The following is a 22,637-nucleotide window of genomic DNA, read 5'->3' as shown; positions in this document are numbered from 1 at the left end:
AGATCGTCGAAAAGATTTCTGAGTCAGCGGACAATGTAATTTCCTTGACGTGCTTTCCTTACATTAAAAATACGTCAGTATAATTCTGATTTAGTATTACATGCCTGACGGCATTTTGCTGTAATTCTCATCAAAACATGTACTACCAATATTATATGCCTGACGGCATTCTCACAATGATGTCATTATTGTTTATACATATTAGTGGCTGAGTACTCAGAAGACATGGGTAAAGATATATTCCAATTCTCTATAAGGTTGAAATGAAACCCAACCGCTCACTCAATACTTCCCCTCCATCATTAGTAAGTAATTGTATTTCAAATCTTTATGTAATCAAATTCTCTTACTAAAACTTCAACAAAAATGCTTCAATCAAAATCAGTGTTAGCTGCGGTGCTGATGGCCGGGCTGTAGGGTTCCTATTCCAAAAAAGGAATCTTTTGTCGCAGTTGATTACCTTTCAAAAAGTGAGGCACTGCCAACATTATAGCTTGTAGCCACTACAAGCAATCATACATAGTCCTCCTAACAGTATCCCAGACAGTATTCGACAATAGTACTAGTATTATTATATCAAAATCGCGTAGCGATGCAATTTTGGTAGAAATATATAACCATAACCACCTCATAAATCCCGTTAGGGATGTAACTCATAAATACCAGATCACATATCCATTGCTCTACCGATATTACATGCCTGACGGCATTTTGCTGTAATTCTCATCAAAACATGTACTACCAATATTATATGCCTGACGGCATTCTCACAATGATGTCATTATTGTTTATACATATTAGTGGCTGAGTACTCAGAAGACATGGGTAAAGATATATTCCAATTCTCTATAAGGTTGAAATGAAACCCAACCGCTCACTCAATACTTCCCCTCCATCATTAGTAAGTAATTGTATTTCATATCTTTATACAATCAAATTCTCTTACTAAAACTTCAACTAAAATGCTTCAATCAAAATCAGTGTTAGCTGCGGTGCTGATGGCCGGGCTGTTGGGCTGCTGCGCCAAAAAGGACGAAGGCCAACCCCGAACGCCCAAACAATATGCCATCGAAGATCTGGCGAGTAATCTGTCTATCTCTGCGGCTGGTTTCAATAGCGACGAATCCAAAGTGTTGGTGAGCAATAATGCATCCGGGATTTTCAATGTATACGAGCTCAATATTGCGGATACAACTTCCAAACCGCTTACTGCTTCCAAAAAAGAATCATTTTTCGCGGTGGATTATCTACCTAAAAGCGAGCAATACATTTATTCGGCAGATCAGGGAGGTGATGAAAACACACATCTTTATCTGAAAAGTAAAACCGATTCCACAGTTAAAGACCTGACGCCCTGGCCCAAAAGTGCGAATAGTTTTGCGGGATGGAGCGACGACAAAAAGGCGATGTATGTGAGCAGCAACCAACGCGACCAAAAATATTTCGATATCTGGAAACTGGAAACGGCATCATGGAAACCGACACTGCTTTTTGAAAATAAAGAAGGATACAGTCCGTCGGGTATCAGTAAAAGTGAACGTTACATCGCACTTACAAAAGAAATCACTGCAGATAAAAATGATCTTTACCTGTACGACCGCAATACAAAAGCGACCAAACGCCTGAGCAACGACAATGAAGCAACCTGGTATCCGCTGGCTTTTGAGAAAAACGACAGCATTATGTATTATGCCACCAGCGACGGCAGTGAGTTTAGCTACATCACCAAATACAATATCAATAGCGGGAAAGCCGAAAAATACTTTGAGGATAAATGGGATGTGGTCAATATGAGTTTGAGCGAAAATGAAAAATACCACACTATTTTCATCAATGACGATGGTAAAAACAAAGTATTACTGTTTGACCACGCCACGGGCAAGGCGGTCAGTTTCCCTGATATCAAGGATGCAGATGTCTTAAATGTCATTATTTCACCAAGTGAAAACAACCTGCTATTGACGGTCGGGAGCAGTACCAGTCCAGCCAATTTGTACACCTATAACATTGAGAAAAAAGAACTGAAACAGCTGACCTCTACACTCAACAAAGCCATTGATGAAAATGATCTGGTCAAAGCTGAAGTTGTCAGATTCAAATCTTTCGACGGTAAAGAGATTCCAGCCATTTACTACAAACCTTTACAGGCAAGCAAAGATACAAAGGTACCGGCACTGGTGTGGGTACATGGCGGTCCGGGCGGGCAGAGTCGTGTGGGATTCAGCAACTCCATACAATATCTCGTGAATCATGGCTATGCGGTGCTGGCTGTCAACAACCGCGGGAGCAGCGGCTACGGAAAGACGTTCTATAAAATGGATAACAAAGACCATAGCAACGGAGATTTGAAGGATTGCGTGTGGGGTAAAAAGTGGCTCGCCAGTCAGGATTATATTGATAGCAGCGCGATCGGGATTTACGGTGGGAGTTATGGAGGCTGCATGGTACTGGCAGCACTTGCTTTTCAGCCGGAAGAATTTAAAGTAGGCGTCGATTTGTTCGGTGTTGCTAACTGGCTGAGAACATTGAGAAGTATTCCTCCCTACTGGGAAGCGGCCAGAAAAGCGCTGTATGACGAATTGGGCGACCCTTCAACGGCAGACAGTGTGCGCTTAAAAAGTATCTCTCCGTTGTTCAACTATGAAAAAATCAAAAAGCCACTTATCGTATTTCAAGGCGCTAATGATGTAAGGGTTTTGAAGGTGGAAAGCGATGAGATTGTGGCAGGTGTGAAGAAAAACGGAGTGCCTGTGGAATATGTGGTTTATCCGGATGAAGGGCATGGCTTTGTGAAAAAGGAAAATCAGATTACCACTTCAAAAAAGACGCTCGATTTTCTGGACAAATACCTCAAACCTAAGACCACTGAAAAGGCAGGTTAAGCTTCCTGAAGGGATTAAATTATTTCGATAAAAAATAGTCAGAGGGATCGGTGTACGCCGATCTCTTTTTTGTAAACTCCTAGTGCTTAGTCAGATCAGCCCATTACGTTATACCGCTTTAACAACTCATCATTTTTTGCACACTTTTTTCTCTCAGAAATACACAATCGATTATAATACAATGAATTAAAAATTATTTCGGGAAACTTATTTAACGTATACAGCATCAGAAATAGTAAATGTTTAAATTTGTAAATATACAGTCTTCACAAATCCTACACCATTTTACACACCAAATGGAAATCGAAAAGACCCCGCAAACAGCACAAACTTATACTAGCGAAGAGGCGTTTCAGGCTTCACTTCAATACTTTAAAGGAGATGATTTGGCTGCCCGTGTATGGGTAAACAAATATGCTCTTAAAGATTCTTACGGCGCCATCTATGAGGCTACTCCAAACGACATGCACCGCCGCATTGCGAAAGAGATAGCGAGAATAGAAGTACGTTACCCGAATCCTCTGAATGAGGACGAAATCTTCGATCTGATCAAAGATTTCAAATATATCATTCCGCAGGGAAGTCCGATGACCGGAATCGGTAACCCATTCCAGATTGCTTCGTTGTCCAATTGTTTCGTGATCGGCAATGGTTCTGCTGCCGACTCTTACGGAGGCATTATGAAAGTGGACCAGGAGCAGGTTCAGCTGATGAAACGCCGCGGAGGTGTGGGGCATGATTTGTCGCACATACGCCCGAAAGGTTCTCCTGTTAAAAACTCCGCACTTACTTCAACGGGTATAGTACCGTTTATGGAGCGCTACTCGAATTCGACACGTGAAGTGGCGCAGGATGGTCGTCGGGGTGCACTGATGCTTTCTGTCGCGATCAGACACCCGGATTCAGAGAACTTTATTGACGCCAAAATGGAAGCTGGTAAAGTGACGGGAGCCAACGTTTCCGTTCGTATCGACGATGAATTTATGAAAGCTGTTGAGGCCGGTAATTCCTATCAACAGCAATATCCGATCAACAGCACAAGTCCTTTATACCAGAAAAATATAGATGCCAACGCATTGTGGAAGAAAATTGTCCATAACGCATGGCGTTCGGCTGAGCCAGGAATTTTGTTCTGGGATACCATCATCCGCGAGTCAGTTCCTGACTGTTATGCTGATCTTGGGTATGAAACGGTATCCACAAATCCTTGCGGAGAAATTCCATTGTGCCCGTATGATTCGTGCCGTTTGCTGGCGATCAATTTGTTTTCTTATGTTGAAAACCCTTTCACCGAAGAGGCTAAGTTCAACTGGGAGTTGTTCAAAAAACATATTGGTGCAGCACAGAGAATGATGGACGACATCATTGATCTGGAACTTGAAAAGATTGATTCCATTCTGCAGAAAATTGATGAAGATCCGGAAGATGCAGAAATCAAACGTACTGAACGTAATCTTTGGTTGAATATCCAAACCAAAGCGAAAGAAGGACGCAGAACGGGAATCGGTATCACAGCAGAAGGTGATATGCTTGCCGCACTAGGACTCAGATATGGCAGCGAAGAAGGAACAGCGTTCTCTGTTGAAATTCATAAAACAGTTGCCATCGAAGCTTACAGGGCATCTGTACGTACTGCAAAAGAGCGTGGAGCGTTTACAATATTCGATGCAGACAGAGAAAAAAATAATCCGTTCATTCTCCGACTTAAGGAAGCCGATGCACAGCTGTATTATGAAATGTTGGAGTACGGCCGCAGAAACATTGCGTTGCTGACAATTGCTCCTACAGGAACAACCAGCCTGATGTCGCAAACCAGCTCGGGTATTGAACCGGTATTCCTTCCTGTATATAAAAGAAGAAGGAAAGTGAATCCGAACGACAAGGACGTTCGTGTGGATTTCGTGGATGAAGTAGGTGATTCATGGGAAGAATATATTGTTTTCCATCATCGTTTCAAGCAGTGGATGGAAATCAATGGTTATGATATCACCATCAATTATTCAGAAAAGGAACTGGAAGAAATTGTTAAAAAATCGCCTTACTATAAAGCGACTTCCAATGACGTAAACTACCTGAATAAGGTGAAAATGCAGGGAGCTATTCAGAAATGGGTAGACCACTCCATTAGTGTGACCATTAACATGCCGAATGACGTGACAGAGGAATTGGTGGGCGAATGTTACATGGAAGCGTGGAAAGCAGGTTGCAAAGGTGTGACTGTATACCGCGACGGTTCACGCTCGGGTGTATTGATCTCAACAGATGACAAGCAAAAGGAACCTGAAGTGGTAGCCAATACCCCTTTCCCGACGATCAGACCGCAGGTTCTGGAAGCTGAAGTAGTTCGTTTTCAAAACAAAAAAGACAAATGGATCGCATTCATCGGATTAATTGATGATCAGCCTTATGAAATTTTTACCGGGTTTGCAGATGATGAAGACGGTATTCTGATCCCAAGATGGGTTGATGAAGGTTTGATTATCAAAAACCGTGAGGCGGACGGAAGTTCCCGTTACGATTTTCAATATAAAAACACAAGAGGTTATAAAACGACGATTGAAGGGCTGTCGCACAAGTTCAATCCTGAATACTGGAATTATGCCAAACTGATTTCGAGTACACTACGCCACGGTATGCCAATTGAAAAAGTGGTGGATCTGATCAGCAGTTTGCAACTGGACGAGTCCATCAATACCTGGAAAAACGGTGTAGCACGCGCCCTGAAACGTTATGTACCGGATGGAACGGAAGTGAAAAAGCAGAGCTGCCAGAATTGTAATTCGACTAACCTGATGTATCAGGAAGGTTGTCTGACATGTAAGGATTGCGGGAGTTCGAAGTGTGGGTAAAATAAATCGGGTCAGAATTGTACAATTCTGACCCGATTTATTTTATGGTTTCTGTCAAGATTTATTTCGTCTCCTCAACCACCCCAAGGTAATTATAAGGGCTGATTCCTCTCAATTCCTCACGAATTTCTTCAGACACATCAAGCGTTTCAACGAACCTTGAAATTGACTCGTGTGTGATTTTTTCGTTTGTACGCGTTAGTTCTTTCAAGGCTTCATAGGGTTTCGGATAACCTTCACGGCGCAGAATAGTCTGGATAGCCTCTGATACTACAGCCCAGTTATCTTCCAGTTCTGCTTTCAGTATTTCGCCGTTCAACTCCACTTTACCTAATCCCTTAATTAAAGAATTGAGCGCGATGCACTGATGTGCAATTGGAACACCAATGTTACGAAGTACAGTGGAATCTGTAAGATCGCGTTGTAAACGGGAAACAGGCAATTTTGCTGCAAAGTGCTCGAACAACGCCGAAGCTAAACCAAGGTTACCTTCCGAGTTTTCAAAATCAATCGGATTCACTTTGTGAGGCATTGCCGACGATCCTATTTCTCCCGCTTTGATTTTTTGCTTGAAATAACCCATTGATATGTAAGTCCACATATCTCTGTTCAAATCGGTAAGAATTGTGTTCAAACGCTTAAGACAATCGAAAGTCGCAGCCAGGTTGTCGTAATGCTCGATTTGTGTAGTGTGCTTGCTTCTTTTCAGTCCAAGACCTTCCACAAAATGATTCCCGAAAGCCATCCAGTCCTGCTTTGGATAAGCTACGTGATGTGCATTGAAGTTTCCTGTTGCCCCCCCGAATTTCGCAGAATTTGGAATTTTATCCAGCATTTCCAGCTGTCTTTCCAAACGCTCAACAAAAACCAGAAATTCTTTCCCTACGCGTGTAGGAGAAGCAGGTTGTCCGTGTGTAAATGCGAGCATAGGTACATTTTTCCATTCTATAGACATCCTTTTCAAAACGAAAAGTACCTGACGGAACAGGGGCTTCACCTGGCGTTCCATAGCATCTTTCAATGAAAGTGGAATGGCAGTGTTGTTGATATCCTGCGAAGTAAGTCCGAAGTGAATAAATTCCTGATAGGTCTCAATTCCAAGAGCAACAAATTTTTCTTTTATGAAATACTCAACCGCTTTCACATCGTGGTTGGTCGTTTTTTCAATGTCCTTGATATGTTGGGCGTCCTGCTCCGAAAAATCCTCATAAATTTTACGCAGAGAGGCATATTTACTTTTGTCGAAGTCGGCAAGTTGCGGAAGCGATGTTTCACACAATGCTATAAAGTATTCAACTTCAACATATACGCGATAGTAAATCAATGCGTATTCCGAAAAGTAGGCCGAAAGTTCCGAGACTTGTTTGTAGTAACGGCCGTCTACCGGTGAAATAGCCGTGAGTTGGTTTAATGACATGATTTTCAATACAGAAAAATAGATTATCGTACAAAGTTAGTAGAAATAGGTATCGAAAACCGGTAACAGGTCTATGAAATATTCTTTTTAGTATCTATGTAAGATATTTTAAAACAATTCGCATATTCGCTGACCAAATCTGAACATCTTAATTAAAATGCAGCAATCTCCTTTTCTTGGCGAGTTAATCGGAACGATGGTTCTGATATTATTGGGTAACGGCGTCGTAGCCAATGTAGTCCTCAAAAATACAAAAGGAGAAAGCGGTGGCTGGATCGTCATTACAGCCGGATGGGGATTTGCAGTAATGATCGGCGTTTTTACAGCCAATGCTTTCGGGAGTGCCGCTGCTCATCTCAATCCCGCAGTTACTTTCGGTTTTGCGGCTCTGAAAAATGATTACAGCATGGTTCCCTCCTATATTCTGGCACAATTAATCGGCGCATTTCTGGGTGCTGTATTGGTTTGGGTACAGTACTATCCTCATTGGCAACTCACCAAAGATGCAGGTAGCAAACTTGCCTGCTTCTCGACTGGCCCTGCAGTACGTGCAACCATTCCTAATTTTCTCAGTGAATTTATTGCCACAGTGATACTGATCGTCGGAATAGTGGCCATCGGTTATTCCGGGACTGCCGATCCGGATAAAGGAGGTATTCCGTCCGGTGTTGCCCCCTATCTGGTAGGTATGCTGGTGTGGAGTATAGGTCTGTCGCTTGGTGGCACTACTGGTTATGCCATTAACCCTGTACGGGATTTAGGCCCAAGATTAGCTTATTCTATTCTTCCTATACCCGAAAAAGGCTCTTCAGACTGGAGCTATGGCTGGATTCCGGTAGTCGGCCCCATTGCCGGAGCGCTGGTTGCCGGGTTTATCCTGCGTTCGTTTTCTATGTAATCAATTCACAAAAACATCATCTACGAATATCCATCCCTTTTCACCTTTTCCGGGATGCCAGGCTGGTAACTTGTTGAGCGGAACAGCTTTAATTTTAATACAACTGATATCCTGTGGCTGAAAATCAGCTTCAATCGCCAGATTATCCACATTTTGACTCTCTTTTACAGGCCTGTCCGGGGTAATCGTTTTGAGTAATTTGAGGTTGTTTTCATTTGCCCCACCCCACACTTCAACTTTTACGGGAGGGAAAATGTATCCGTTTATCGACTGAAGCATACTAATTGTAACATTTTGAGCATGTACAGGCTTCCTAAAAAACAGGTAAGTCTGAAAGTCGGTATCTCTGTAACCAAGCCATTTACCGCTCGACTGTGAATTATCACTTTTGATACCATCTGCCAAAGTAGCGTCTTTCTGTGCAGGATACTTTGGATCGGGAGGGGTAATGAGTCTCACGCTATCAATAGGAAAAGCTGAAAGAAAAAAGAACTTCTCTGCTCCCTTGCTTCCATACCAACCTGATTTGAATGCACGGGCTTTGACCTTGGTATTTTTAGCAATACGAATTGGTTCTTTGTAAACAAGCGAGGTCAGACTATCAGGTTCTGAACCATCAATGGTGTAGCGAATTGTCGTACCAGGAATCTGATGTTTCAGCTTTATGGTTGCATTGCCCGAAAGTATCTGATTTTGATTTTCAATAATAGGAGGATTCAAAGCGAGAATCACGGTATCACTTTGGTAACCTGTTTCAAACTGTATTTTAGTCTGCACTTTAAAAGCTGAAATGTCTTCCGGCTTCACCGAAGTACTCCAGACATATACTTTCTGAAGAGAAGGCATGCCGGCGAGTACCTTAACGTCGGCTATAGTTACCTGTGTTCCACTTAAAGATAATTCCCTCAACCTGGTTAGCTTGCGCAATTCACCCAACGTTTTGCCTTCTATATCTGTAAAATTCAGGATTAGTTTGCGTAGTTCAGGAAATTGAGCCAGCGATTTCAAATCTTCATCTTTTACAGGCATTTTGCTCAGATCCATTGAAACAATCTGATTCGCCAATGCCGACAAACCGGCTACATCTTCTGATTTGAAACTTGCTCTGTTATAAAAGTTCACAGACAAAGCCGGGGATTCAGCAGAGAGCGGCCTTATCAACCTATAGTTCGTATTTAATTTCTGAATCGCTGCCGGGTCAGCAGCTACAAAATCATATTCTTCAATCCTGCCACCACCCAGTATATTGATCGCATAGCTATAAACAGGATCCTGCGGCGAAAGAGTGCTTACTTTCTGATCAAACCTCGAACCACTTTTGATCCATGCAGCCAATAACATCACTTCATCATCTGTCAGCTGTACTTTCCCTCTCGGAGGCATATGTTTTTTATCTTCGGCCGGCAAATGAATCCTTTGTAACAGCAATCCCAGGTCGGCCTTTGTAGTATCCCAAAGCATGCCACTTTTGCCTCCTTTCGCCAGTAATTCGCGTGTATGCATTTGCAAATCCCCCTTCGACTTTTCTCCGTTGTGGCACGCATAACACTTTTGCTGCAGCACAGGCTGAACCAGATCATCATATACCAATGCATCTTCGATCGCCACTTTCTTCTTTTCCGGAGCGGGAAGCGGAGAGATCAGAAAATCATTCCCATGCGTTAGATTCCCTCCTAAATGACCTGCGATTGTAAGAACTGCAATGAAGCTGACAGCAACGATTTTGGAAGTAATTTTCCATGGCAAAAAATAATGGCGGTAACTGTACCAGATAATACTGAACAACGAAACTGCCACACCCGTCCATTTATGCCAGACCAGCGTTTCCAGCTCGTAACCCTCCTCTTTGGACAATATAAAACCTGAAAATGCAGCAACAGAAGCAGTAAAAACTCCGATCAAAAGAAGGATTTCTGCCAATCTCTGATTCCATCTTCCTGACTCCTTTTTCCCTGATATCAACACCCAAACTCCATACAACATCAGCACCACCAATGGAAAATGAAGTACAAGAGGATGAATTCTCCCGACAGCTTTCATCCATTGCGGCGCAACAAACCGGCTCTCAAAAATGAGTAGAAAAATGAGTAAGCCATTCAGAAAAAAAGCGATATGATAAGCCAAACGATCCCACCAGGACGTTGATTTCTCTCTCGTATTCTCTTCCGGAAACTGATGCTGAGCAGGGTTATTTTTCGGGTTCATTTAAGCTATAATACCGTTTACCAGCTTTCCGGCAACATCTGTAAGCCGGTAGCGTCTCCCCTGATTTTTAAAAATAAGCTTCTCATGATCCAAACCGAGTTGGTTCAGGATTGTGGCGTGGAAGTCATGTACATGCACAGGATCTTTGACAATGTTATAGCCAAAGTCGTCTGTCTCGCCATACACAATCCCCGGCTTGATACCTCCTCCCGCCATCCAGACAGTAAATGCTCTCGGGTGATGGTCCCTACCATAATTATCTTTGGTGAGTGTTCCCTGACAATAGTTCGTTCTGCCAAATTCACCTCCCCATATGACCAGCGTTTCATCCAGCAATCCACGCTGTTTCAAATCTGTCACCAATGCGGCAGATGCCTGGTCCACATCCATGCACTGACCTTTAATTTCATTGGGAAGCCCGCCATGACTATCCCATCCCTGGTGATACAATTGAATAAACCGCACTCCCTGTTCGGAAAGCTTTCTGGCTAAAAGGCAATTGGCCGCATAGGTACCGGGGACAAGACATTCCGGGCCATACATTTTGATGATGGATTCAGGTTCTTTGGACATATCGGTAATTTCCGGTACGGCAGTCTGCATGCGATATGCCATCTCATACTGCTGAATTTTTGCAGTTATTTCAGGATCTCCGAAGTTCTCATAAGTACCCTGATTCAGCTCTGACAACTTATCGAGCATTTTACGTCTTTGCGTACGATCCATACCATCGGGATCATTGAGGTACAAAACCGGATTTTCTCCACTGCTAAATTGCACCCCCTGGTGTACCGAATCCAAAAACCCATTTGTCCACAATTTGGAATAAACTCCTTGTCCATTACCCTTTCCCCTCGATAACAGAACACAAAATCCAGGCAGATTCTGATTTTCACTTCCTAAACCATAACTCAGCCATGCTCCCATACTCGGCCGGTTTCCTACCTGCGCGCCGGTCTGAAAGAAAGTTAGTGCCGGATCATGATTGATCGCTTCTGTATTGAGTGTTTTAATAATACAAAGATCATCCACGATACTGGCGGTATAAGGAAGCAGCTCACTCATCCAGGCACCGGATTTTCCATATTGCTTAAAATTGAAGATCGAACCAGCAAGCGGAAACGTAGCCTGACTGGCCGTCATGCCGGTAAGTCGCTGCCCGCCACGAATGGATTCCGGCAAATCCTGCCCATGCATTTTATTAAGTAATGGTTTATAATCGAAAAGATCCAGCTGAGATGGTGCTCCATTCTGAAACAGGTAAATGACACGTTTAGCCTTCGGAGCAAAATGGGGTAAACCTGCCACCAGATCATTCACATCGCTCTCAGCATTTCCTTTAAAAATATCTGGAATCAGTAAAGAGCCCAGCGCAGCACTTCCCAATCCAAGACTTAGCCTGGACAAAAAATGCCGCCTGGTCGTATTCATTCCAAAATCAAAAACCTGTTTTTCCATGTTGTTAGCTTTTAGCTGCTGGCTATCAGCCATTAGCTTTAATCTTGCTTTCTGATGAATATCTCAATTTAGCTCCTGTTAGTATTTTTTGAAAAGCTAAAAGCCAACTGCTCAAAGCTAAGAGCTCACTAAGATTTCGTGATCGCCTCTTCCATATTGTACAGCGTATTAATCACCCTCATCAGGGCTGCAGCCTCGTTTTCCTTTACCTTTTTCTCGTGCCGGTATTCTCCTACGTTCAGCACTTTAAAGGCTTGTTTTTTATCTTTAACAAAACCCTTCTCCTCTTCCCTGTAATATTCGACCAACAGTTTCAACTCTTTGTCAGATGGTTTTCTGCAAATAATCCGCTGGAAAGATTCCTTGATTTTATCTTCTGTACTGATTGTTTTCAGTGTTAATTTTTCTGCTAAAACACGTGATGCTTCCAGTACTGTGGGATCATTCAGCATCACTAAAGCTTGCAGCGGCGTATTGGTTTTAGAGCGTTTTATCTCACAATGATCCCTGTTGCTTGCATCAAAAATGATCATGGACGGTGGTGGCACAGTGAGTTTGATGAATGTATACATACCTCTCCGGTACAAAGCTTCTCCCCGATCCTGCTGATACGTTCGGAGCGACCCCCTACCGGAAGTAGCCGCTTCCCATAATCCTTTGGGTTGATAAGGTTTTACACTTGCCCCCCCGATTTTGCTTATCAACAAACCGCTTGACGACAGCACCATATCCCGCACCAATTCTGCTGGTAAACGGTAACGAGGCCCACGGGAAAGATAAATATTTTCGGGATCAGCATTCAGTTTTTCCTGAGTACTCTTTGCAGACTGCCTGTAGGTAGCAGACGTGACGATCTGTTTCACCAGCCTTTTGATATTCCAACCATGATTCATGAAGTCTACCGCCAACCAGTCCAGCAATTCGGGATGTGTGGGCAAATCTCCCTGCATACCAAAGTCGCCGGTACTTTTCACGAGACCCCGGCCAAAGAACTCCTGCCATATCTGATTCACAAAAACCCTTGCCGTAAGTGGATTGCTTTTACTGGTAGTCCATTTTGCTAGTCCGAGCCGGTTCTGCGGTAATTTTGCAGTATCAAACTTCATTACTGCCGGGAGCGCCCTGGCTGTTACAATTTTGCCTGGCGCATCATATACACCACGGTTCAGAATATGCGTGGGACGGAGTGTATCCAGGTCGCCCAGCACTGAAACAATCAGACGGCTGGTATCAGGACGGTTGATGAATGACAACAGCGATTTTGCTTCCCTATCAGTGATAGACATCATCGGATTTTTAGCTGGCTTCGATTGAGAAACATCGCCTTCATACCCCACTTCCTTTGAATTGTTGAAGAAAGCAAACAACCTGTAATAGTCTTCCTGGGAAACGGGATCATACTTATGATCATGACACTGTGCACATTCCACGGTCAATCCTAGCACTCCGGTACTGTAAGTTTTGGTCTTATCAATATTGTATTCAATCCGATATTCTTCGGGAATCACACCGCCCTCTTCGGTATACTTATGATTTCGAAAAAAAGCTGTTGCCAGAATCTGTTCTTTACTTGCGCCCGGCAACATATCGCCGGCAATCTGCCAGGTCAGGAACTGATCATAGGACATATTTTTATTAAAAGCATGAATCAGCCAGTCGCGCCATGGCCATTGCGTTCTGACCTCATCATCCTGATAACCGTACGAGTCTGCATACCGGGCCAGATCCAGCCAGTAAACAGCCATTTTTTCTCCATACGATTTTTGATTGAGCAAGTGATCCACTATTTGCTCATACGCTTTTTCACTTCTATTGCCTTCAAATTGCTTCTGAAGTTCAAGTGAAGGAGGTAACCCTGTCAGATCCAGAGATAACCTTTTGAGCAACTGGCTCTGGTCTGCCTGATCATTAGGTTTCAAACCCTCGCTTTCCATATTTGTGAGCACAAAATGATCTATTTCATTCTTTGCCCAATCTCCATCCACTTCCGGCACTTTCGGACTGACCGGCGCTATAAATGCCCAGTGTTTCTCATACCTGGCACCCTGCTCAATCCAGTTTTTAATAATCCCTGTTTCGTTCACTGTGAGCAATCCCAGATGTGATTCCGGGGTGGGCATCTGATAGTCCGGATCAACGGATGTAATACGTTTATATACTTCTGACTGCTCAGGCTTCCCCGGGAAAATGGCTACACCTTTTCCATCTTTGAGCTTTGCATAGGCACTTTCCGCAAGATCCAATCTTAAACCCGCTTCACGCTTATTAGCATCAGGACCATGACAGGCAAAACATTTGTCAGAAAGAATGGGTCGCACATCAAAATTGTAGCTGATCGCGTCGCCTGACTTCTTATTCAGTACACCCGTTTTTTGAAAGCATGAAAAAGCAATGATCCCGAAGAATGCCGACAATGCTATCAGGAGGGAAATCTGCTTTTTCATTGGATGACGACTTAATTTATATTAAATTTTTTCACAATATATTTATAAAAATAAAATTTATTGGCAGAGATTTTTCTTTTAGCTCACATTTTCCAATCTTATCATAAGCAATTGAGATTGGAAAAGATATAATACCAAACAGGTTAAATCAGTACAAAAGAAATCCTACCTGCATTTATATCCTTTCACGATCAAAAACAGATATAAATATTTAATAATCAACCAGATATTAAATTATGGAAAATTCATCACAAAACTTAAAAACCCTGGATATAATATTGAACGGACTGATGCGCCGCTATACAGAAAGGGTACCTGATGTGAAAACGATTATGGATGCAATGGTAACTTCGGGCATGATCACGACCAGCAATGACATTGAAAATGACCATATCGCCTTCCGTACCATGGGTCTACCCCATCTCGGAGTTAAGTCTTTTGAGAAAATATTCCTGCATTATGGTTACAAGAAACGTGATCATTATTATTTCGAGGGCAAAAAGCTGGATGCATGGTGGTATAGTCCACCCAGAGAAACAGACCCGCGCATTTTCGTGAGTGAACTGCGCGTGGGTGATTTATCAGAAGAAAGTCAGCGTATTATCCGCAGCTATACAGATGAAGTAAAAACTGATCCGGCTGATTCACTCAATCTTGATAACGGAGAAGAAGTAGATCATTTTTTGCATAAACCATTATGGAGAACTCCGACTGTCGCTGAGTACCAGACATTGCTCAAAGAAAGTGAATATGCAGCCTGGGTGATTTACAATCGGTATTATCTGAATCATTTTACGATTAGTGTACATAACCTGCCTGAAGGATATAATACCGTGGCCGATTTCAATCAGTTTCTGGAGGGAATAGGCATAAAACTTAATACCTCGGGTGGTAAGGTCAAAACGAGTCCGGATGGTGGCTTGATCCAAAGTGCGACTGTGGCGGAAATGATTAATGCCTCATTTGCAGATGGAGAAACACTTCGGATTTCAGGTTCTTATGTAGAATTTGCAGAGCGGAAGATTTTACCGGAGTTTCAGGATCTACATAAAGATCAGATTACCAGGAAGCATCGTCGTGATGGATTTGAAGCTGCTAATGCAGATAAAATCTTTGAAAGCACGTATACGACACAAACCTCGAAGTGATTACTCTTCCAATACAGACTGTTCAAAAAGCACGTCCGGGCAAAAGTCTAAAGGGGCTGAAATGACTTCTCCGTTATAGTCCTCCATTTCAGTAATTCCTTCCCAATAAATTGTACGGCCATCAGTCTTGGCACCCAGGAAAGCATTTTTATTCAATATTCTATGAAAAATGCTTTCCTCTTTATCAAAATATTCTGATAAAAACCTTCCGAAGTCGATAGTCCTGACTTGTTTATCTGTCCATAAAGCCCTTATAATGAAAGGATCTATAGAGATGATTTTTTCGATTCTCGGATTCATTATTGTAATGGCTTTATCTTTCTCAAATGTCCATTGTCTTTTTGGGATTCTTCATAATTATTATACAAGTCTTCCCTGTAAAGTTCTACCCAAGCTTGAATCAACCGGGTTTGTTTTCTTGGTAAGTCTCCAACAATTATATTTCCTGTCTCAATTGAAAATTGCGCTTCCTGACCATTATACTCAACATGAAAATGCGGTGGCAAATGATCTTTGAAATACATATAAACTATTATTCCGAAAAAACGTGATATCTCAGGCATTGGTTCTGGTTTGGATGAATTCATAAAGTTTTTACTAAAATACAAAAAATAGAGTCATCCTGCTCGGTGGTCTGGAACCCTCACTCGTTTACCAGAAAATGAACAAGTCTCAGCGCATAACCTGCGCTCTTTTCATTTTTTTCCGGCAAGAGCGTAACTTTCAAAGTATGCCTGCCCGACTTCAGTTCGTCCGCAAGCATCAGGTACCATGGCAAATGTAACTGATTGCTCCATGGCGTAAACAAATCTAACGTCTTCGGATTTTTGCCGTCTACGCTATAAGCTATTTTGCCGGCATCCGGACCCGAAATAACAGCGATACCTACAGCTCTGCCTTTGAAGTCAAATGCAAACGAGGAGCCGGACGTTTCACCTGTCAACATGGGTACATCTACAAAACCAGCTCTGGTTGGTGTTTTGTCAACCGGTTTCCAATTGGCTTCAGTTTTAAAGCCTGATAACCGCTTAGCTTCTTTGATGTCCCGATACGCTGCCTTTTCATACGCGTACACATCCATTCCTGATTTTTTTACCACTACTGGAGTAGCAGAAGGTGAAATCTTCAGCAATTCTTTAATTGTTTGAAAATAAACCTCCTGTCCGTAAGGTGAAGGATGGAGGTCCTTAAAATCATATTTCCATGAGAACTCTCCGGCCTTAATTCTGTCATAAACCTCTTTTGCAAGGTTGATGTACACAGCTCCGTAATATTTAGCCACTTTTTGATGTACCGCTACCTCAACAGGCTCTTTTCCATTTTCGTAATCGGTATTCTTATGGGGCTCTGCGAATGCCATTAGGATTACATTAGCCTTCGGATTGTGCGCATACAGCTGCTTCATGATTCCATCCAGCGCACGTATCTGCGCCTTTTCACTAAAGCCATTACCTCTGTCGTTCACGGCTGCTTCCAGAAACAGCAAATCAGGGGTTCCTTTGGCTAACACATCACGGGAAAAACGAAATGCATGCGGCGTACTTCCCAGCGAGGGAATTCCTGCAGCTATGAAAGTAAACTCTGTATCAGGAAAGCGCTCTTTCAGATATTGCGATGTTTTATCCCGCCAGCCCGGATTATGCGTGATAGACCCACCTAAAAAAGCCACCGTACCCTTCTTTTCATTTTGGAATTTGTCATATGCATTTTTCAGTCCGGCGTTTATTTCAATATAGGGCTGACGTTGCAACGGCTTTAAAACCGGAACGCTGTTTTCATAAATGAAACTTGCAAAAATTTCAGGATGTTCAATGGGGAAATGGTGTCCTTCCAGCGTTTGCTCACCGCGCGTCATAGGGTACACGCTGGCCGGCCCTCCAAGTTTTATATAATTCTCAATAAGTAAATCCGAATTTTCCGAAGGAGGTACCAGCTTATCCTGTTGCCCTATCACATGCAGAACAGGCACTTTGAAAGCAGCCAATCCTTTCAAATCATTCAGCGGTATCTCTTCAAAATTTTCTGCTTCTTTTTCGGTAAGATTATACTGTTGCAACCACGCCGCCCAATCCTTTTCTGAACCAGGCCCCTTGCCTTTTCCGCCAGGCCAGCTTTTGGGATCACATACAGGCGCTTCTGCATAGATGCAACTCACCTTATCCGGGTTACGTTTTGCCCAACCATATACATACAAACCTCCCCTGCTTACACCTTCCAGAGCAACCTTAGGAGCAAACTGTTTTTGTTCAGTCAGATAGTCATAAAAAGCATCCCAAACCTGCATTGCTTTGGGATGACCAAACATGTCGTTGGTATTTACATAAGCTACGTGGAAACCTCGACTCAGTAAAATACTATCCATTTCGGTGTGCCAGTCAGGAAAATGTGCCCGCCAAACCCACGGATTTCCGTGTACAGCATTTTTCGGTTTTACGTACCAGGCATCCCGACCATTGAACCGAAACTCCACTTTTTCAAACCCTTTCCAATTGCTGTTCGCCCCGGCTACAACTTCGGGAACAGATTGCCCATATGAGGCCAAAACAATTAAAAGATATAGAAATGACAACGCGCTCGTCCGATACATTTGTTTCATGTATTTAAAAGATCAGAAGCCACAAAATTTACCAGTTATTAGAACAGGATCAGAAATTTAATCTAACGACTGGCATGGTATTTTAACTCCAACTTGTATCATTAAATGAAAATTTTATGGATAAGATTGAGAAATTCAAGACAATGGAAAAGATTCTGAGGGAGATAGAGGATCTAAAGAACAGTGAAACTGCGGTAATCAAAAAGATCGGGCAGATTGAAACTGAAAACATGAATCTGAGCAATCAGCAATTGGAAAAATCTATTTCCGAAGTATATGACGGCGCGTACAAAAACCTTGAAAATATTGAAGGATTGCATTCGTCATTCACGGAAACCGTTTCTGAGTTCAAATCAGCAAACAAAATCACTGACGAAATGTTATTGGAATTCAGCGAATCTAACTAGCACGTGAAGAATAAAATAAGAACCTAAAAAGCTGCTCAAAGGGCAGCTTTTTAGGTATACAAGGAACCAGGTTAACGTTTTCAGTTTCCCTGCATAACCTGCCCTGCCAGTGAATATTTGCGTAACCTCGACTCAGCACTGTCATATAGCCGGTGAGTGTCCAGTTGGATTGTTTTTTTAGGAGCGAGTCCTACTATTGAGCCGACAATACCGCCAAGAATACCAGCGATTGGAGGTAAAATCAAAACTGCTGGTGGACCAGCGCAGCCACATCCATCCCCAAAAACCGTATTTCCCATGGTAATCAGACCCGTAATCGCAAATGCACTAGCTGCACCAATTCCAAAAGCCCGTCCTACCGATCCTTTTCGACGTACGTATATCGTCTTTACGCTATTGTAAGGTACATCAGTTGTTTGAATCAGACCGTCTTTTACGGCACCTGATAATAGCTCATATCTCGGATCTCTCAAATCCTTTTTTTGAATCAATATAATTCCCTTCTCTGTAATATCATACAATATGCCTTTCACTTTCGAATCGTCAAATTGCACGATAGTAAGCCGGTGTAATTTTACTTTCTTTCTCTGCGCAACAGCATTATCAGGTAAAGCAGTAGCAAAGAGAACCAGAAAAAAACATACAAATCTTAACATAAAAGTTTTAGATAAATGTGAAGGGAGGTTGAGCTACATATCAAAGAGCATTAAGGTACTAAATATATTGTTCAAACCTGCATTACCCCCACACTAAAACGTTCATTAACAGGCGCCTGATTGGCCGCTCCAATTCCTGTTGATATAATTTTCCTGGTTTCAACAGGATCAATAATTCCATCTACCCACAGTCGGGAGGCAGCGTAGTAAGGTGACAATTCCTCGTTATAGCGATCTGTAATTTCATCAAGCATCGTTTTTTCTGCTTCCGCCGAAAGTACTTCTCCTCTTGCTTTCAAAGTAGCAGTCTGGATTTGCAATAATGTTTTGGCAGCAGTAGCTCCGCTCATCACGGCCATTTGTGCAGTCGGCCAGGCATAAATCAGGCGGGGATCATACGCTTTTCCACACATGGCATAGTTACCTGCGCCATAAGAATTCCCGACAATAAAAGTGAATTTGGGCACTATTGAGTTAGCAACGGCATTGACCATTTTGGCACCATCCTTAATAATTCCACCTTGCTCTGCACGGCTCCCAACCATAAAGCCAGTCACATCGTGAAAAAAAATCAGCGGAATTTTCTTCTGATTACAATTCATGATAAACCGAGCAGCTTTATCGGCAGATTCACCATAGATAACCCCTCCCATCTGCATTTCTCCTTTTCCGGACTTTACCATCTTTCGCTGATTTGCCACAATTCCAACCGCCCAGCCATCCACGCGGGCATAGGCGCAAATCAGCGTTTTGCCATAGTCAGGTTTGTACTCATCCAGTTCAGAAGCGTCTACAATACATTCCAGGACGGATCGCATATCATACGGTTTGAGACGATCTGCAGGAATCAGGTCATAAATATCCCGGGCATCTTTGGCAGGATCAACAGCAATTTTTCGATCAAACCCCGCCGAGGCAGGTTGCCCTATTCTATCAATATGTTTTCTGATCGCATCAAGACAAGATTTATCATCCGGAAATTTATTGTCGGTAACACCTGAAATCTCACAATGCATCTCTGCTCCTCCCAATGTTTCTGAATCCACATCTTCACCAATCGACGATTTTACGAGATATGGGCCCGCCAGATATACAGATCCCGTTCCTTCCACAATAAAGGCTTCATCCGACATGATTGGCAAATACGCGCCTCCGGCCACACAGCTCCCCATAATGGCGGCGATTTGTACGATCCCCATAGAAGACATTTTTGCATTGTTTCTGAAAATTCTCCCAAAATGCTCCTTATCAGCAAAAACGTCTGATTGCATCGGAAGATATACACCGGCACTATCTACAAGGTAAATCACCGGCAAACGGTTTTCCATTGCGATTTCCTGAGCGCGCAGGTTTTTCTTGGCCGCAATTGGAAACCAGGCACCCGCTTTCACGGTGGCATCATTGGCAACGATCATACATTGCCGCCCTGCTACATAACCGATGCCGGTTACCACTCCACCCGACGGGCACCCGCCTTCTTCCTGATACATACCATCCGCCACGAAGGCTCCCACTTCCAAAAAGTACGAATCCGGGTCAATCAGATAATCAATCCTTTCACGTGCTGTAAGTTTTCCCTTTTTATGATGTGTTTCTATTTTCTTCGCACCACCGCCTTGTTTTACCAGCTCATATTTCTGATGAAGTACCTCCAGCAATTCCTGAATAGTTTGTTGTTTTACCATAATCCGATAATTCAATTTTATACAGTATAAACACAAATACCACGATTTGCAACATTGCCGGTAAAAAAGAAAGTCGTTTGCGGACTTGCAAACGACTTTCTCAGATTTTTCTGAAGTGGAATCACTTTACTTTATCAACGTAGTAGTATCAGGCTGAGACTCAGCAGGACCTTTATCTTTTTTACCAAAAACAGACAAATGTACATACCTCTTCGGATGTTCACGGAAGTTGGTCATCAGCTTATTCAGACTCACCATCGTGCTATTTAGATTTCTGTACAATGTCTCATCCTTCACCAGCTTGCCTGCAGTCCCATTTCCAGCCTCAATACTTGCCAGTATCTGACGCAGTTCCGCAATGGTTTTATTGGCGCTTTGCACCGTTTCTCCAAGTCTTAGCGCATTCAACGAATCCGCCAGCGTACCCGCCTTGCCAAGCAAAGGTTTCAATTCCTTTTCTGTCTCCACAAGAGAAGTGGATAGTTTATTCAGATTAGTGGTGATGGCAAGCAGGTTTTTACGGTTATCTTTCAACAATCCCTGTACATCACTACCTGCCTGATCATAGTTTTTAAGTACCTGATTCAATATCAGGCCGGTTTCTTTGAAGCCCGATGCTACCAAGTCAAGGTTTCGCACCAGCGAATCGGCATGCGTAACCAGTGGAAGTGCTTTCTCCTGAAGCAGCGCTGAGATCCCGGCTTCTTTCATTGCAGATAATGTATCTCCATCTGTCAGGAATTTATCCGATTTCCCCATGGCCAGGTGTATCACTTTTCCTCCCAGCAGTCCACCATCCGCAAGCGTTGCAGCAGTGCCTTTCGGTAAAGAAATGGATTTTTGTATATCCAATGTTACAAGAAGTTTATTCTGCCGATTCTGTAACAATTTGATTCCCTGAACCCGACCTATATTAAGTCCATTCAGCAGAACTGGGTTCGACGCCGTTAAGCCGTCAATATTATCGTAAATGACGTGATATTTATACGTTCTTGAAAAAACATCGGATCCTTTCAATATGTGAAAACCGAAGTACAGCATGATAATAGCTACCAATGCCATAGCCCCAACTTTTGCTTCTTTAGAAATTTTCATGGCCTAAAAAATTTGCTTTGACACAGGCCAAAGTATTGAAAATAATACGCAAAATTCAGAAACTGTATCAGTTTATCTACTGATCCATTTCTTTCTTATAAACTTTAAATGCCTGCAAAATTGAGTTGGCTACCTCATCCTGGCCATCATCAGACCTCAGATATTCCTCCTCATCCGGAGTAGATAAAAAACCTGTCTCGATCAGGACACTTGGCATAGCTGCTCTCCACAAAACCAGAAATCCGGCCTGTTTTACACCTCTGCTATCACGCCCGGATACGGACTGAAACTTCTTCTCAACCTGATCCGCGAATCGTAAACTACTGGAAATAAATGCACTCTGGTAATTGGCAAGCATGATGTGCGCGAGCGGAGATTCAGGATCAAACCCCTTGTACTTCTGCTTATAATTCGTTTCCTGTAAGATTACCGAGTTTTCTCGTTTTGCAACTTCAAGGTTACCTTCCGTTTTGTGTAAACCCATTACGAACGTTTCAGTTCCCCTCACGCTTTTGGAACGTGGAGTAGCATTACAGTGAATCGAAATAAAAAGGTCGGCATTATTTCTGTTTGCGAAAGCGGAACGTTCACCAAGCTCGATAAAAACGTCGGTGGATCTTGTGTAAAGGACTTTTACATCAGGAGTTTCTTCTTTTATTTTTCGCCCCAGTTTAAGTGCAACACTGAGAGCAACATCCTTTTCTTTAGTATTTCTCCCTCTAGTTCCGGGATCTTTACCTCCATGCCCGGCATCAATAACCACTACTTTAACTTTACTATCGACTTTAGATGCTGAAACTGGTCCTTCCTGATATACAAAAGCAAGACTCGTGAATAGAAAACAGGCTAAAATCAGGGTTTTAAGAACTTTTAACATTATTTTTTAGTTACGGCGTT

Annotated in this window: 16 protein-coding genes; 5 read left to right on the top strand and 11 right to left on the bottom strand. The window is 42.8% G+C overall.

Annotated elements, in window-relative coordinates; genetic code table 11:
- The first annotated feature begins 962 nt into the window (after nucleotides 1–962).
- Together DSL64_RS20420 and DSL64_RS20415 are read left to right on the top strand one after the other, a co-directional pair.
- On the top strand, nucleotides 963–2,882 hold the full coding sequence (locus DSL64_RS20420) for a S9 family peptidase (RefSeq protein WP_199539453.1): 1,920 nt from the start codon (nucleotides 963–965) through the stop codon (nucleotides 2,880–2,882).
- 296 nt (nucleotides 2,883–3,178) lie between these two features.
- Nucleotides 3,179–5,731 (top strand): adenosylcobalamin-dependent ribonucleoside-diphosphate reductase, encoded by a 2,553-nt coding sequence (locus DSL64_RS20415; RefSeq protein WP_115832778.1) that lies wholly within the window; start codon nucleotides 3,179–3,181, stop codon nucleotides 5,729–5,731.
- Between the two features lie 61 nt (nucleotides 5,732–5,792).
- Here DSL64_RS20415 and purB read toward each other — a convergent pair whose 3' ends face one another.
- The gene (gene purB / locus DSL64_RS20410) at nucleotides 5,793–7,148 is read right to left on the bottom strand and encodes an adenylosuccinate lyase (RefSeq protein WP_115832777.1); all 1,356 of its coding nucleotides are present in this window, start codon (nucleotides 7,146–7,148) and stop codon (nucleotides 5,793–5,795) included.
- Between the two features lie 157 nt (nucleotides 7,149–7,305).
- Between purB and DSL64_RS20405 the strand changes: the two genes are divergently transcribed.
- A complete protein-coding gene (locus tag DSL64_RS20405; RefSeq protein WP_115832776.1) occupies nucleotides 7,306–8,046 on the top strand; it encodes an MIP/aquaporin family protein in 741 nt (246 codons plus the stop codon).
- On the opposite strand, the gene DSL64_RS20400 is transcribed toward DSL64_RS20405, so the two are convergent.
- The 3 genes from DSL64_RS20400 to DSL64_RS20390 form a co-directional block, all read right to left on the bottom strand.
- Complete coding sequence (locus tag DSL64_RS20400) at nucleotides 8,047–10,251, bottom strand: FN3 associated domain-containing protein (RefSeq protein WP_115832775.1); 2,205 nt, start codon at nucleotides 10,249–10,251, stop codon at nucleotides 8,047–8,049.
- Nucleotides 10,252–11,709 (bottom strand): DUF1501 domain-containing protein, encoded by a 1,458-nt coding sequence (locus DSL64_RS20395; RefSeq protein WP_115832790.1) that lies wholly within the window; start codon nucleotides 11,707–11,709, stop codon nucleotides 10,252–10,254.
- 128 nt (nucleotides 11,710–11,837) lie between these two features.
- On the bottom strand, nucleotides 11,838–14,153 hold the full coding sequence (locus tag DSL64_RS20390; protein ID WP_115832774.1) for a PSD1 and planctomycete cytochrome C domain-containing protein: 2,316 nt from the start codon (nucleotides 14,151–14,153) through the stop codon (nucleotides 11,838–11,840).
- Between the two features lie 236 nt (nucleotides 14,154–14,389).
- Between DSL64_RS20390 and DSL64_RS20385 the strand changes: the two genes are divergently transcribed.
- Nucleotides 14,390–15,301, top strand: a complete 912-nt coding sequence (locus DSL64_RS20385) for a DUF1338 domain-containing protein (protein ID WP_115832773.1) — start codon at nucleotides 14,390–14,392, stop codon at nucleotides 15,299–15,301.
- On the opposite strand, the gene DSL64_RS20380 is transcribed toward DSL64_RS20385, so the two are convergent.
- Genes DSL64_RS20380 through DSL64_RS20370 form a run of 3 tightly spaced genes read right to left on the bottom strand, consistent with a single transcriptional unit; the run spans nucleotide 15,302 to nucleotide 17,897 of the window.
- The gene (locus DSL64_RS20380) at nucleotides 15,302–15,601 is read right to left on the bottom strand and encodes a hypothetical protein (RefSeq protein WP_115832772.1); all 300 of its coding nucleotides are present in this window, start codon (nucleotides 15,599–15,601) and stop codon (nucleotides 15,302–15,304) included.
- Nucleotides 15,601–15,888: a DUF4160 domain-containing protein gene (locus DSL64_RS20375; protein WP_229217166.1), complete on the bottom strand. Its 288-nt coding sequence runs from the start codon at nucleotides 15,886–15,888 to the stop codon at nucleotides 15,601–15,603. Before DSL64_RS20375 ends, DSL64_RS20380 begins: the two co-directional genes overlap by 1 nt.
- Before the next feature lie 56 nt (nucleotides 15,889–15,944).
- Entirely contained in the window at nucleotides 15,945–17,897 is a 1,953-nt protein-coding gene (locus tag DSL64_RS20370) for an SGNH/GDSL hydrolase family protein (protein ID WP_229217165.1), read from the bottom strand.
- A 116-nt stretch (nucleotides 17,898–18,013) separates the two neighbouring features.
- Between DSL64_RS20370 and DSL64_RS20365 the strand changes: the two genes are divergently transcribed.
- Complete coding sequence (locus DSL64_RS20365) at nucleotides 18,014–18,304, top strand: hypothetical protein (RefSeq protein WP_115832771.1); 291 nt, start codon at nucleotides 18,014–18,016, stop codon at nucleotides 18,302–18,304.
- A gap of 80 nt (nucleotides 18,305–18,384) precedes the next feature.
- Here DSL64_RS20365 and DSL64_RS20360 read toward each other — a convergent pair whose 3' ends face one another.
- From DSL64_RS20360 to DSL64_RS20345, 4 genes are all read right to left on the bottom strand, one after another.
- Nucleotides 18,385–18,960, bottom strand: coding sequence for a hypothetical protein (locus tag DSL64_RS20360; RefSeq protein ID WP_115832770.1), 576 nt, complete (start codon nucleotides 18,958–18,960; stop codon nucleotides 18,385–18,387).
- A 71-nt stretch (nucleotides 18,961–19,031) separates the two neighbouring features.
- On the bottom strand, nucleotides 19,032–20,645 hold the full coding sequence (locus tag DSL64_RS20355; RefSeq protein WP_115832769.1) for an acyl-CoA carboxylase subunit beta: 1,614 nt from the start codon (nucleotides 20,643–20,645) through the stop codon (nucleotides 19,032–19,034).
- Between the two features lie 126 nt (nucleotides 20,646–20,771).
- Nucleotides 20,772–21,740 carry an MlaD family protein gene (locus DSL64_RS20350; RefSeq protein ID WP_115832768.1) on the bottom strand — a complete coding sequence of 323 codons (969 nt, stop codon included), beginning with the start codon at nucleotides 21,738–21,740 and terminating at the stop codon, nucleotides 20,772–20,774.
- 76 nt (nucleotides 21,741–21,816) lie between these two features.
- Nucleotides 21,817–22,617, bottom strand: coding sequence for an N-acetylmuramoyl-L-alanine amidase family protein (locus DSL64_RS20345; protein ID WP_115832767.1), 801 nt, complete (start codon nucleotides 22,615–22,617; stop codon nucleotides 21,817–21,819).
- Nucleotides 22,618–22,637: the final 20 nt, after the last annotated feature.

Source organism: Dyadobacter luteus, assembly GCF_003383615.1.
In the GTDB taxonomy this organism is placed as follows: Bacteria; Bacteroidota; Bacteroidia; order Cytophagales; family Spirosomataceae; genus Dyadobacter; species Dyadobacter luteus.
This window is presented reverse-complemented; position numbering and strand designations above follow the sequence as displayed.